Source organism: Litoribacter ruber (genome assembly GCF_018449405.1).
Classification (GTDB): domain Bacteria; phylum Bacteroidota; class Bacteroidia; order Cytophagales; family Cyclobacteriaceae; genus Litoribacter; species Litoribacter ruber.
This window is the reverse complement of sequence record NZ_JAHCMY010000002.1, coordinates 401,159-414,441: the sequence shown is the minus strand read 5'-3', so window position 1 is coordinate 414,441 and position 13,283 is coordinate 401,159. Positions and strand designations below refer to the sequence as shown.

Genomic DNA, 13,283 nt, shown 5'->3' with positions numbered 1-13,283 from the left:
CCAAAATTAAAATATCCAGTAAGGTCCAATCCAAGGCTCACGAATTTGCACGAAAACCAATCACAATTATATAAAAACCCAAGAGGGCTAAAAATAACGCCATTTACTATATGTACCTAGTACTCATACAATATCAATTGCTATCAATAATATCCTGACTCACTACCCTATAAATTTCAGCTATGTTTTCATTAAAGGCCAAGAACCTATGGTGATTTTCCAAAGTATCCATATCTTCCCTTTTTGCGGGACCTGTCTGGGCCCGTTTGGCACCGAGTTCAAGGGTTTTGGTCATAGATTCTATGATAAGGGGTTTGAGCATTTCAAAATCCAATCCCTGCCGGTTCATCAACTCCTCGGCAATCCGAACCATGTGGTTGGTAAAATTACTGGCAAAAACAGCCGCAATATGCAAAGCCAGCCTGTCTTTTGATTTCACCACATACTGAAGCGGGGAAATGGACCGCGCCAGTTTCTTGAGTTTGCGCAAAGTATCCGAGTCGTCAGATTCCAGCAATATGGGCACTTGGTGAAAATCAATTTCTTTGCCTTTGGTGAAAGTCTGGAGTGGATAAAAAATCCCGGTATAGGCTGCAGAACTGTAGCCAAGGACCTCCAAAGGCACACTGCCTGAAGTATGCACCAAAATGCTGTCTTCAGGGAGAATGATCTGATCTGCAATATCCGAAATGGCACTGTCACTTACTGCCAACACAAATATTTCGGCTTGGCTATCCGTAAAATCCAGGCTATCCGTAGCCTCTCCCTGGTACACCCGCTCTGTCCACAGTTCGGCTTTGTCGATATCTCTGCCATAAATTTCGGTGATCTCATGTCCTGCATCCTCAAAAGCCGAGGCCAAATGCCAAGACACATTTCCTGTACCTATAATTGCTATCTTGAAATTCATGGTTGAATTTAGGGAATTTTCTGTTGTGAAATACATTTTAACAGCCCCTAGGATGCCAAATTAACTTTAAAACTCGATAAAGAGGTGATAGAAAGAGCTAAGGAATATGCTCAGGATCATCAGGTGAGTTTGCCAAAAATGGTTAAATCTTATCTTGATGCGCTTACCCAACCAAAAGACCTTCCGACCCCATCCCAACCTACATTCTATTCTCCAGCATATTTGGCTATATGTAAAACCTACTATTCAATAACTATTAAGAATATATTCCTTTAATCCAGCCCCATATCACTAGGTCTACAACCCATTTTCACTCTCTACCCAATCCGTCTAAAAACCGAGTGGTAACGAAGAGGAATGGGAGTGGATACGGAGTGGTAGGCCTTAAAGCTTCTCTAAGACCTGTTTTTGGGTTGTCGTCAACTCTTCTAATACCACAGCAAAACTTTCCGTAAATCCTTATCCTTACCCCAATAAAAAACCTCCGGGGGCGCCGGAGGTTTTCATTTATCATTTGATTGGAGGTCTATTCCAACCCTTTGTCGCGCATTTTCACAAACTCATCATATCGCCGGTAGATGGCCACTGCAAATCCGATCAACATGAGGATGGTACCTGCCCAAAGCACGTTTATCTGAGGCTTGACCATGGCTTTCATCACCACATAATCTTTCTGGTAGCGATTTACCTTAAAGCTGAATTTGTTCTCTTCAGGGATGATATTATTCAACTCCACCTTGATACCAAGCTCTTGGTCAGTCACGGGAATCCGCCCCACTTGGTTGCCGCTGATGATGAAAATCGGCTTGATCCTCTTTTCTATATCGTTGTCATAAATCAACAGGTTAGCCTGGACGGCCACATCTCCTTCTTTGAGATCAATGCCTTCCACTTCATCCAATACCTCTCCGCTTTCAAAGGTGGTCACAAAATCACTGATGTGAAACTGCTCCCCTGGCGAAACTTCGTAGAACTCATCGTCTTTCCATTCCGGCTCATCATAATCGTTGATGGCAGAAATGTGGGTGTATAGATCCTTTCCTAAAAACCACTTGGAGTCTGGTGAGGATATCAATCCCATGGTAGGGTTTGGCTGCGACATTGGGTAAAGCGTGAATTGATAGTCATCGCCTTTGTAGTACTCAATCTCAAAATAGCTGTTTTCCTCCAGGACAATTTCAACCTTTTCACCCTTCTTATAATAAGTTTTTCCTTTGGCCTCAATGTCCGCCAATGCAATGGCTCCATTTACTTTTTCAGTACTTTGTAGCTTATTTACGCTAACATAACCGGGAACACCCACCACTTTTTTATGACGGCCCCTATAGATCACATCGTATTCCTTCATCTGGATAGGTTTATTGATCCAAAGAAGCACGTTCTCCTTGTTTAGCTCATCTTCCCAGTCTTTCTTGTAGGTCAAGCCTGACATGTTGGTAGAAATCACCTCGGAATATCCGGATGAGAACATCACCCCAATAAGGATCATCCCCAAACCGATGTGGGCAAGCGAGCCCCCAGTAAGCTTGAAGCTGGACTTTTTCAACAATTGGAAGAGGATGGTGGCATTGGCAACAATGGTAAAGGCACCTGCTACCACAATGACGATATAGCTAAGGTTATAGACTTTGCCCAAGGTAATAATCACCGCAGCGGCTATCATGGCCAAAACATAAGGAACCGTCAAGGCATCCTTCAGGGCTTTTGTATCCATTTTCTTCCACCAGAAAAACTGGCCCACCCCTGTCAAGATCGCCAGGGCCACGGCAAACCACAATTGGAATTTGCTGTAAAACTCTTCCTGATCGGCAGGAGGAGCCATGTTGGAAATACCCCCGAAGCTTTCGATGACGGCATTGAAAACCGGTATTGAAGTCGGCAATATTACCTGGAAGGCCATAAGCCCCAATGTGGTGGCACCGATGAAAATCCAAAACTCTCTAGAATATACCGAAGCCTCTTTTTCCGAAGTTGGAATATGTTTCCAATGCTTGGCTGAAATAAAAATGGCTATGAAGAGGAAAAACAATAAGTAGATCAGCAACTGACCAGAGAGCCCCAAGTCGGTAAATGAGTGCACGGAAGTATCTCCCAACACACCACTTCTTACCAAGAAAGTCGCATACAATACCAAAATAAAAGAAGTAATCACCAGCACAATGGAAGTTTTCAAAGCTGTGCTGCTCTTCTTATAAGTGATCATGGTATGGATAGATGCCACTAGGATCAGCCAAGGCACATAGGAGGCATTCTCCACGGGGTCCCAGTTCCAGTAACCACCAAAATTAAGCGTTACATATGCCCAGTAAGCACCCATCATAATTCCCATTCCCAAAATAAAGGCGGAGAAAATTGTCCATGGAAGGGCCGGACGGATCCATTCTTTATATCTGCCAGTGGCTAAGCCGCCCATCAGATAGGCAAATGGGATTAATGTAGAGGCATAGCCTAAAAACAACGTAGGTGGATGGATTACCATCCAGATATTTTGAAGCAAAGGGTTAAGCCCTGTACCGTCTTCAGGTACGAAGTTGGGGTCAATGCTGAAGATTGGTGCATTGGATACATCTCTCAATAGGATAAACGGGGAGCTACCGATTTTCAGGTCGCCGATCACTACGCCCAGGATCATGGAAACCAAGAAAGCCTGCACCAAGGCAAAAACGACCATTACGGGTCCTTCCCAAGTTTTATTGGTATGGACGAGCACAATCCCCAATACAACATTCCAGAAAATCCAAAGAATAAAACTACCTTCTTGGCCTTCCCAAAAACTGGAAATCATATAGTGGACCGGCAGGGCACGGCTGGCGTGTGAGTAGGCATAAAAATACTCAAACCGGAAATTATAGATGATGTTGAATAGAATAGCTACTACTGCAAAACTTGCTAAGGCGTGCACATAAAAGGCAACCCTACTGAATTTCCGCCAACTCGCTTTCTCAAGTTCATTAGCCAGGGTGTACTTATAATAAGAAAAGGCCGTCACGATCGAACTTACAAATGCTAAGATCACCATGAAGTGGCCCAGGTTACCAACAAAGGTATTAATCATAATTATATGGGATATGCCTCAGGTTTGGGAATGCCCTGAGATATTTTTGACCAATATTAATTTTAAACTTCCTCCTGATACTTGGAAGGACATTTCATCAAGATCTTGTCTGCCACAAAAAGGTCGTCCCTTTTGTAAGACCCAATTACCACCACCTGTTCGGAACGGTGAAAATCTGCGGGAATAGGCTCGTTGTAAAACACCTTTTGCTCCACACCGTCATTGTCCACCATCATAAAATGGAAAGAGGTCTTGTCCTCCCCCACTTCGATGCCTACCACATTGCCGGAGGTATTTTTCTTCAATTCTCCTACCACGTGGATAGCCTTGTCATTGCCATTGATGGCCATGGTGCGGGCGGTGGTGAAACTCTCATAAGTACTGGCGCTGCCCATCATGGTGATGATGATGACAATTGCGATAGCGATGACGCCAATTCCTAAAATATGTCCTTTTTTCATAATTATACTGGGATATAAAAACCTCTAAAGGCCTCAATTATTCAAATGCTCTTCAAGTTTGGCGATCCTTCTTTCGGTGTTGATCAGATATAGGAGTATGCCCCCCATAATGATTCCGATGATGCCCACTACTACGTAGATTTTACCTTCAGAACGCATCACATCGGCCATTTCGATGCGGTCGTTCTGGTAATCTTCTTCTGTAATTCCGATCTTTTCCTGTGCCACTGCGTTCAGGCTAAAACATAGGAAAAGGATTATAAACCACTTTTGCATTTATACTTGGTTAATAAGTTTGTCTTCTAATTTCCTTTCAATTCTTCTGTACCTTACCCTCACCGTGGCAATCCATGCCCCAAGAAGCGTCCATCCAATGATGGCCGGATAGAAAACCATCCTCAGCTTGCTGTCCAGGTCATAAGCATTAAATCCCGGGTTGCCGCCATTGCCAGGATGAAGGCTGTCGGTGAGTCTTGGAAGAACGAAGATCAATGGGATATAAGCCGCAAAGGCAAAGATGTTGTACACCGCCCCAATACGGGCGCGCTGATGAACATCGGTAAGGGAATTGCGAAGGATGAGGTAAGCAAAATACATCAAAAGGGCTATAGCGGAACCGTTTTGCTTTGGATCACCGCTCCAGTACTCGCCCCACGTATATTTGGCCCAAAGCATGCCGGTAGCAATCCCCAACACCCCAAAAAGGATTCCTGCAGAGGTGAATTCAATGGCTAAATCATCGTCACGAAGATCCCCTTTGCGGAGATACTTGATGCTGTAATAAACAGCCACCACGAGCATGATGATCATTCCAAACCACATCGTGACATGGAAATACAGAGCCCGGATCGTTTCATTGAGAATGGCCAAACGGGGTACGTCTAAGAGTAGGCCGGCAATCAGGGTATATGCCAGAAGCACAATTGCCAACACTTTCCACCAGTATGCTTTCATTGTATTTGTTTTGCTTACTAATTGCAAAAGTACGGCATAAGTTCCTGATTTCAGCCCTTTTTGGCTAATATATTACCAATCAACAACTTACCATAAATATCTTAATTTTTGCATTTACTTATGGAAAGTATTTAGGGCTATTCTAATTTAAATCTCTAAATCCATGGGAGCAGGAAAATCAATAAAATCTTCTGATTTTGAGTTTACCAGCCACTTTTCTTAATGTTCTTTAAAAATTTTAACAGAAATGAAAATATAATAATTTATTCTACAAATATTTCTAATCAGCTTCGCCAAATATAGGGAAAGAGAATATAAGCTACCGCAGTGACAATGGCATTGATGGCCAGAAGGGTGATCAGTTTGTCGTAACTCACTCCCCGATCCAGACCATCGATGGCATTTTTCGATATACTGATTGCCATCAAAAGAATCGGGATGATGATGGGAAAACTCAAGATTGCCATAAGGGTGGCATTGTTGCCGGCTTTGGAGGCAATTCCCGACACCATGGTCAGGCAAGCGGAAAACCCAATTGCCCCTAAGGCCAAGTTGACGATAAAGAGCCCCTGATCCTCCACCGGGTTTCCCAGGATAACAGAAAACACCAAATACCCCAAGAGGGCCAGTACCAATGTGAGAAGGGTGTTGTAAATGATTTTGGAGACGATAATAGCTTCAGGTGATGCGATCATGTAATAATACAGCTGCCTACCCTGATGCTCTTGCACAAAGCTTTTTGCCACCGCATTGACAGCCGAAAAGAGTATAATGATCCAATAAAGGGCATTCCAAGTGGGGATAGAAAGCGCCCCCTGTACGCTTAGGTAGGTGATAAAAACAGCACTGACCACATAGAGCAAAATACCGTTGAGAGCATATTTTTGCCTCCACTCCAGAGTCATCTCTTTTTTGATCAATACGGTTACCTGATTCCACATGGGTGCAAAGATAAGAAAGTACGGGGTGGTGACAAACCAAAAAATTCCCCGCCAAAGGAACAGGACGCCTCCTAATATTTGACCGTCCATATAATAAGCAAAGGAAAAATATTAGCTGACAAAATTAATCATTAGTTTGTATTTGCATGGCTAAACTAGTAGTTTAGCCAACCCCATGTCCGGTTTAAGCTCATTTTGATGAATAGAATAATTTTTACCCTCCTGTTTTTCGGTCTTTCTTTCAGTTCCCTTTTTGCCCAACACATTACGGATGAAAAGGAAAAAGATTTTATCAAAGCCGTCCAATTGCTGGAATCCAGTACCGGAATCAAAGTATTGTTTCGCAAAGATTACCTCAGAAGGCTCAACCTGGAACAGGAACAATTCTCCGTATCCATGGAGTTGTTGGACCAAGTGACGGAAAACACATCCATGTCCTATTTTTTGATTGAAGATGCCTATGCTGTAATTTATCCCCGTGCCATGCGTGACCGGTATTTGGCAGGTCGGGCAAGGCGGAGAGCAGACCCTACGGCTTTGCATCAATTTCAGGGAAGGATAATGGATGAGGAAACAGGCCTTCCCATTCCGGGAGCTTTGATGTACATTCCTTCGATGGAGCTGGGTATCACTACGGATGAGCGGGGGCGATTCAGCACAGATCTGCCGGAAGGTACCCATGTGGCGGTATTCAGTGCCATGGGAAAGGAGACAGAGAGACGAATAATCAGGGCCTACGATCCGGTGGAAATGTCCATTTCCCTTTTTGAATCCATGACCCAAATGGATGAATTTATCGTAACCGATCGTTCAATTGACCACAACGTAAGAAGTATAGAATTGGGAGTAAACAGACTCAACATCAGTGAGCTCAAACTCATGCCTCCACTTTTGGGAGAGGTGGACATCATCAGAAGCATTCAGCTGCTCCCGGGCGTTTCTACCGTTGGTGAAGGCGCCTCTGGATTCAATGTACGAGGTGGTGGTGTAGATCAAAACCTGATCCTGATGGATGGGGCGCCAATTTTCAACCCTTCACACATGTTCGGTTTCTTCTCCATTTTCAATGCCGACATGGTTGAAAATGTGGCCCTTCACAAAGGAGACATTCCTGCCAATTATGGGGGCAGACTTTCCTCGGTGCTGGACGTGACCATGCAGGAAGGTAGCAGGGAGAAAATGAAAGCCGAGGGTGGAATAGGTTTTCTCAGCAGCCGACTGAAACTGGAAGGCCCGGTAAACAAAAACACTACCGTGGCCGTGGCCGGTCGTGTGGCCTATCCCAACTGGATCATGCACCGGATCAGAAGTTCTACTTTGCAGTCTAGCAGTTCCTACTTTTACGATGGCAACATCAAGATCAACCATCAAATCAACGACCGCAACAACCTGAAGCTGTCAGGATATGCCAGTAATGACTATTTCAGAGTTGGCGCCGATACAGCATATAGCTGGCAGACCCATTTGGCTTCCCTCAAATGGTCCAGCATAATCAGTGAAAGCCTTGCTTCGGATCTCACGGTGGCTTATTCCAATTACACCTACAGTGTAGAAGGTACGGGAGCACCGCTTCAGTTTCAGATGCAGTCAGATATCGACTACATGGGTATTGACCATAATTTTGAGTGGAACCAGAGCGACCACGCCAACTTTATCTTCGGCTACAACGTGAGCCATTACGCCATGGGCATGGGAGCCATGGAGCCCACCACGGAAAATTCCACGATTCTACCTGAAGTGATCCCCACCGAAAGGGGGCTGGAAGCAGCCCTCTTCGCCACCTCAGAAATCTTCCTCACCGATAAATGGGCAGCCCAACTAGGGTTGAGGTATTCCAACTTTTTCGCATTGGGTCCCAATGAAACCGGCATGTATGAGGAGGGACAGCCCAGAAACCAAAACACCTTTATAGGAAATAGAACTTACGAAAATAACGAGGTAATTACCCGCTATGGAGGTTTGGAGCCCCGATTGGGAATCCGATATGCGACCGGCGAAAACAGTTCATTGAAACTTTCTTTCAACAGAAACCTACAATACATCCACTTACTTTCCAATACCATGGCTTCCGCGCCAGTGGATTTGTGGAAGCTTAGCGACTACCATGTCGGGCCACAGGAAAGTTTACAGTATGCATTGGGCTATTACCAGAATTTCAAGGAAAACATCATTGAAAGCTCTGTGGAAGTATATTACAAAGACTTCCCAAACATTGTGGAGTTTAAGGATGGGGCCACTTTGCTGATGAACCCCAACTTGGAGCAAGAGCTTCTCGGAGGCATCGGCCATGCATATGGCGCAGAGTTTTTCCTGAAAAAACGCCACGGTAAGCTTACAGGCTGGATTTCCTATGGATTTAGCCGTACCATGAGACAGGTTGTGAGTGAATTTGAAGAAGAGACCATCAATCAGGGAGAATTCTTCCCGTCCAATTGGGACCAGCCGCACGACCTAAGCGTGGTAGCCACCTACCAGTTGACCCGAAGACTTTCCTTTTCGGGTAATTTCAACTATAGATCCGGCCGTCCCATCACCCTTCCAACGAGCATTTACACCATCAATGACAATATTGTAATCGATTATAGCCACCGAAACCAAGGAAGAATCCCGGATTATCACCGTATGGATCTTTCTCTTACCTATGATGGCAACCAGAGAAAAAGCAGTACTTACAAGAGTAATGTAACTTTAGCTCTTTACAATGTTTACGCTAGGAGAAACCCGTTTTCCTGGTTCTTCAGCCCCACTGGTGCAGGGACGGTTCCAAGATCTTACCGTCTAGCGGTGATCGGAACGATGATCCCTTCGGTGACTTACAACTTCCAATTTAAGTAAGATGAAAAAGTTGCTTTATACAATTGGGATTATTTGCCTTAGCATGACTTCCTGTATTGATGAGGTCAATTTAAGGACCGAGACTCAGGACACCAAGCTGGTCATTGACGCGTGGATTTCAAATGATCCGGAGATGTCCTATGTCAAGGTATATGAATCCACCCCATTTGTGTCTGGCGATTTTCATTTGCCACTGGAGGATGTACCCATTAGCGGCGCTTGGGTGGAAAACCGGAATGGCTTTGTGACAAGCTTCAGACCGCCGAGTTATCCAAGCCATGGGTTGACAGTCTATTCACCTTTCGAGGAATACGACTTTGAGCCTGGGGATCAATTCAAGCTGATTGTAATTCTTTCAAATGGAGACCGAGTGGAATCTGATTGGCAGGAAGTGCATAATCCAGCAGGTAGAATAGCATTTGATTATGAGTTGTCTTTTCAAACCGTTTTTATAGACAGATGGAACGGGGAGCCCTTTCCCCAACGAAGGGAGTATTGGGATTTCAATGCTAGGATTGAAAAAGCCAATGCGCAAGAAAACCACAATTATTACGTAAAAGCCTCGGGAATTGAGCAGCTTTACACAGCAGGACTAGTGGAAAATTGTACCTGTACTTGCTATTTGTCATACCCAAATCTAAATTATTCGCTTACAGCGGTCAATTCGTCCTCGCCTGCGAGTACTTATACTGTACCCATGGGCCGCATGGAGGCCGGAAGAAATACCCGGTTTTACCTCAAAGCTGATGTTTACTCAGTATCGGAGCAAGCCGCGGCGTACCTTTCCAGCATAGGGGTGCAGCAGACCAATACGGGGAGCATTTTTGACCCCATGCCATTTAAGATTTCTGGTAATCTCCGAAATACAGACAACCCAGAACAAGAAATCTTGGGGCAATTTTCTACAGCTTATCATACCTCATTTGATGAAATGATCAATAGGGCCACCTTATTTTCCGAAAATAGAGATAAGAACATCAAACTCATTTATCCAGCCTCCGTAACAGGGTCTTGCTTAGAGGAATACCCTGAAGCTGACACCAGTCCGCCGGCCCCTTTTAGAATGCAATAGAATGAAGACCTTATGAAATTACGAAAGATAAATATCCTCCCCCTAATTTTCCTTTTGGCTATGACCATGGCAGAAGCCCAGACTTCCAAACCTACAGGTTTTGAAGACATGGCCGAAACTATGAAGATCATGACTAACCAAGACCTCTATTTTGCAGGAGATAAGGTGTGGTTTGGGATGAAGCTGCTCAAAAACCACCATAATTATAAGTACAGCAAACTTTCCTATGTAGAAATCTACGATCCTGAAAACACGATAATCCATAGGGAAATGCTACTTCTGGATGATAAGGAGATGGCCTACGGTGATTTTATCTTACCCGATAATTTGGAACCTGGGGAATACAAAATTTTTGCTTATTCCCAATGGATGACAAATTTCCCCTCTTACAGAATCCCCCAGAAATCTATTTTGGTCACCCAGCTGGGACAGGACCATGAATTGAAAGAAGGCCAGCTCTACTATACCACCAAAGGAGGGGATATGGCAGAACTTACAGTTTTCCACACTTTTGAAACACCTTTAGTAATTGAGGTTGAAGAGTTGGACGGCACGGGCAAGTTGGTGCTGGAGGAGATAGCGCCTTTCGAAATGAAAGATACCAAGGTGATATTTGAGACACCCAAAAGGCTGAAATTTGGAAAGCAAACCATCACCATCCAGCCTGAAAAAGTCAATTTTGACCCCTCCAGGTTTTCGTTGAGTATGATTGAAAAGAATACCCAGGCCACCTATCTGGTAACACATACTGACTTAATGGTTATCGACACGTTAAAAAAAGCCGACTTTTTAGAGAATAAGCTGGCCCTGAAAAGAGAGAATTATACTCAATATCCAGAGTTTCAGATAAGTATTTTTGACAAGGACGACAAGTTGCTAGGCCATCAGCACTTTAACTTGGAAGGCCAAAACAACCTTCAGGTGAATGTAAGTCGTAGCGTTGCCACAGGAAATAAAAGCTCAGCTGTGATAAAGGACGAAGACGCCCAATTTGGCCATGCATTCGCCTGGGTGAAAAGACCAGAACTTCCAGAAGTAGAAAAACTGGCTCAAGTCATAAATGGTCCTCAATGGCATTTGGCAGAAAGAAAGCAGGATTTAAAACAAAACTACTTACTCAGCAGAAAAGAAATTGAGCAAAATGCCAACCCCGAAAAGCAAAAAGATTATTTGCCTCTACTACATTATAACCCTCTAAAAACCAGCCTAAAATCACTTAGACCGGATTTATTTACCTCCAGCTCGGGGGTAAATCTTCCCATGATCGAGGATTATGAGGATTTTGAAATCAAAAGAAGGGTCTTTCATGAGCATTTTGAATATGACACCCGAGTGTCGGTGCCAGTATCCCCTTATAGGGTTGATTTCAGTTACCTGGTCCCCGATTACGAGGGGTATCGGGACATGGAAACATTTTTGAAAGAGATAGTCCCTCAGGTGAGGATCAGGGCAGATAAGGACGGGAATACGGAAATCCGGATGTTTAATCCAAATATGGACAAGGTACATTTCAAGAATCTTCCCCTTCTGATGATCGACCTCCACAGGGTAGACGATCCCGATTTCCTGCTCAATTATGATTATGCGCAAATTGAACGGGTGGAAGTAATATTCCTCAGAAACACCATCGATGAAACCAACTTGGGAAGCAAGGCGGAAAACGGGGTTTTAGCCCTTTTCACCAAGCAGAATGATTATAAGATCAAGCACAACCCCGATGCATCCAAATATATTCTAAGGGAGCTAGAGGTCTCCAGGATCCCGGCAGGCAACGTGCCCCACTTAGAGGCCAACTCAAATGTGGCCCTGAGCAAGCCGCAGTCTTGGAACCCCAGTATAAGACTGACTAGGGGACGCTCAAGAATTAATTTCCAATCCTTGGAGGAGCCTGGAAAACTCCAAGTAGAGGCCTATTTCTTCAACAATGCCAATTGGGGAAGAAAATTTAACCAGGTAAATGTAAATTGACCCCACTGATGAAGTACAGGATTATTTGTGCGCTGCTGGCCATCCTTGTTTTTGGCTGTATTGATGAAGTTCATATACCTAACGATCAAATAGAACCTAAGCTGGTGGTGGACGCATGGGTATCTGATGATTGTAACATGTCCTATGTGAAGATATATCATTCCGCGGTGTTTCAGTCGGGAAGTCGCCATCTACGCTTTGGCCATCCCAAAGTGTATGAGGTTTATGTAGAAAACCAGAATCATGAAAAAACCAGCTTTGTCTACATGGGCCAAAGCTCCTACGACCGAGAGCTGAAATTCCAGCCAAGACCCGATTGGGAATTCCAGGAAAGTGACCGGTATCGATTAAATGTCATCATGGAAAATGGGGACCATATACAATCTGAATGGCAAGCGGTGATGCCAAAGGTCAATATTGGCAGATTTGAGGAAGACATTGTGGAACGGACAATATTCATTACCCCACTCAATGGCAACCCCTTCCCCCAAAAACACCATTACCTTAGGTTAAGGGTAGATATTGAGGTGGACAACCCGCACAACGGGCACAATTATTTTGTAAAAACAAGAGGGATTGAAGAACAGGCCACCATAGGGGAAGGTGACTTCTGCACTTGCACCTGCTTTCAAGAAACTGACAATATAATGGGGTACTTAAACATTCAGCATGCGCCCAACCTGGGCAGCTCGGTAGCCCAGATTAATTTTGCAGAAATGACTTTATTTCGATTGACCCGGTTTTACCTTGACCTGAATGTATATGCAGTCACAGAACCAGCCGCGGCCTATTTGAAAAGAATTTCCGATCAGCAGACCAGCACCGGAAGTATATTTGACCCCATGCCTTTCAAAATCACTGGCAACCTGAAGAATCTCACAAATCCTGAGGAGGAAATATTGGGTAACTTCTTTACGGCAAACAGCAGTAGAAAGGAAGAAATGATAAGAAGAGTGGAGTATCATGCCAAATACCGGCACCTTAATATGCGTAGAGAGAGCCCGCCAACCGTGGAGTCCACCTGCCTGGAGTATTACACGGACAGTTATACCGAAATCCCAATTCCGTTTAGAATGCGATAGGCTGC

The 13,283-nt window shown here is 44.3% G+C and carries 10 protein-coding genes and 1 pseudogene; 5 read left to right on the top strand and 6 right to left on the bottom strand.

Annotation, left to right across the window (positions count from 1 at the left end; genetic code table 11):
• Positions 1-133: 133 nt before the first annotated feature.
• Positions 134-910 carry a Rossmann-like and DUF2520 domain-containing protein gene (locus KI659_RS06395; protein ID WP_213944530.1) on the bottom strand — a complete coding sequence of 259 codons (777 nt, stop codon included), beginning with the start codon at positions 908-910 and terminating at the stop codon, positions 134-136.
• 63 nt (positions 911-973) lie between these two features.
• Between KI659_RS06395 and KI659_RS18580 the strand changes: the two are divergent.
• Positions 974-1,186, top strand: a pseudogene (locus KI659_RS18580) (DUF6364 family protein); the annotation flags it as partial.
• Between the two features lie 250 nt (positions 1,187-1,436).
• Here the strand turns inward: KI659_RS18580 and ccsA are convergent.
• From ccsA to KI659_RS06370, 5 genes are all read right to left on the bottom strand, one after another.
• Entirely contained in the window at positions 1,437-3,965 is a 2,529-nt protein-coding gene (gene ccsA, locus KI659_RS06390; protein WP_213944529.1) for a cytochrome c biogenesis protein CcsA, read from the bottom strand.
• Between the two features lie 62 nt (positions 3,966-4,027).
• Positions 4,028-4,426 carry a cytochrome c maturation protein CcmE domain-containing protein gene (locus KI659_RS06385; protein ID WP_213944528.1) on the bottom strand — a complete coding sequence of 133 codons (399 nt, stop codon included), beginning with the start codon at positions 4,424-4,426 and terminating at the stop codon, positions 4,028-4,030.
• A 33-nt stretch (positions 4,427-4,459) separates the two neighbouring features.
• Positions 4,460-4,702 (bottom strand): CcmD family protein, encoded by a 243-nt coding sequence (locus KI659_RS06380; RefSeq protein ID WP_213944527.1) that lies wholly within the window; start codon positions 4,700-4,702, stop codon positions 4,460-4,462.
• Positions 4,703-5,407, bottom strand: coding sequence for a cytochrome c biogenesis protein (locus KI659_RS06375; RefSeq protein ID WP_262898490.1), 705 nt, complete (start codon positions 5,405-5,407; stop codon positions 4,703-4,705).
• Positions 5,408-5,664: 257 nt separating this feature from the next.
• A complete protein-coding gene (locus KI659_RS06370; protein ID WP_213944525.1) occupies positions 5,665-6,321 on the bottom strand; it encodes a heme exporter protein CcmB in 657 nt (218 codons plus the stop codon).
• A 198-nt stretch (positions 6,322-6,519) separates the two neighbouring features.
• Between KI659_RS06370 and KI659_RS06365 the strand changes: the two genes are divergently transcribed.
• From KI659_RS06365 to KI659_RS06350, 4 genes are read left to right on the top strand one after another with little or no spacing between them, the layout of a single operon-like run.
• A complete protein-coding gene (locus KI659_RS06365; protein ID WP_213944524.1) occupies positions 6,520-9,156 on the top strand; it encodes a TonB-dependent receptor in 2,637 nt (878 codons plus the stop codon).
• Position 9,157: 1 nt separating this feature from the next.
• Entirely contained in the window at positions 9,158-10,228 is a 1,071-nt protein-coding gene (locus tag KI659_RS06360; protein ID WP_213944523.1) for a DUF4249 family protein, read from the top strand.
• 12 nt (positions 10,229-10,240) lie between these two features.
• A complete protein-coding gene (locus KI659_RS06355; RefSeq protein WP_213944522.1) occupies positions 10,241-12,196 on the top strand; it encodes a hypothetical protein in 1,956 nt (651 codons plus the stop codon).
• 8 nt (positions 12,197-12,204) lie between these two features.
• Positions 12,205-13,278: a DUF4249 family protein gene (locus KI659_RS06350; RefSeq protein WP_213944521.1), complete on the top strand. Its 1,074-nt coding sequence runs from the start codon at positions 12,205-12,207 to the stop codon at positions 13,276-13,278.
• Positions 13,279-13,283 lie beyond the last annotated feature (5 nt).

Bases quoted from the DNA above. Each gene is read 5' to 3' on its own strand.
- KI659_RS06350 (WP_213944521.1), top strand. From the start codon at position 12,205: ATGAAGTACAGGATTATTTGTGCGCTGCTGGCCATCCTTGTTTTTGGC.
- KI659_RS06370 (WP_213944525.1), bottom strand. From the start codon at position 6,321: ATGTGGAATCAGGTAACCGTATTGATCAAAAAAGAGATGACTCTGGAG.
- KI659_RS06380 (WP_213944527.1), bottom strand. From the start codon at position 4,702: ATGCAAAAGTGGTTTATAATCCTTTTCCTATGTTTTAGCCTGAACGCA.
- KI659_RS06365 (WP_213944524.1), top strand. From the start codon at position 6,520: ATGAATAGAATAATTTTTACCCTCCTGTTTTTCGGTCTTTCTTTCAGT.
- KI659_RS06395 (WP_213944530.1), bottom strand. From the start codon at position 910: ATGAATTTCAAGATAGCAATTATAGGTACAGGAAATGTGTCTTGGCAT.
- KI659_RS06360 (WP_213944523.1), top strand. From the start codon at position 9,158: ATGAAAAAGTTGCTTTATACAATTGGGATTATTTGCCTTAGCATGACT.
- ccsA (WP_213944529.1), bottom strand. From the start codon at position 3,965: ATGATTAATACCTTTGTTGGTAACCTGGGCCACTTCATGGTGATCTTA.
- KI659_RS06355 (WP_213944522.1), top strand. From the start codon at position 10,241: ATGAAATTACGAAAGATAAATATCCTCCCCCTAATTTTCCTTTTGGCT.
- KI659_RS06385 (WP_213944528.1), bottom strand. From the start codon at position 4,426: ATGAAAAAAGGACATATTTTAGGAATTGGCGTCATCGCTATCGCAATT.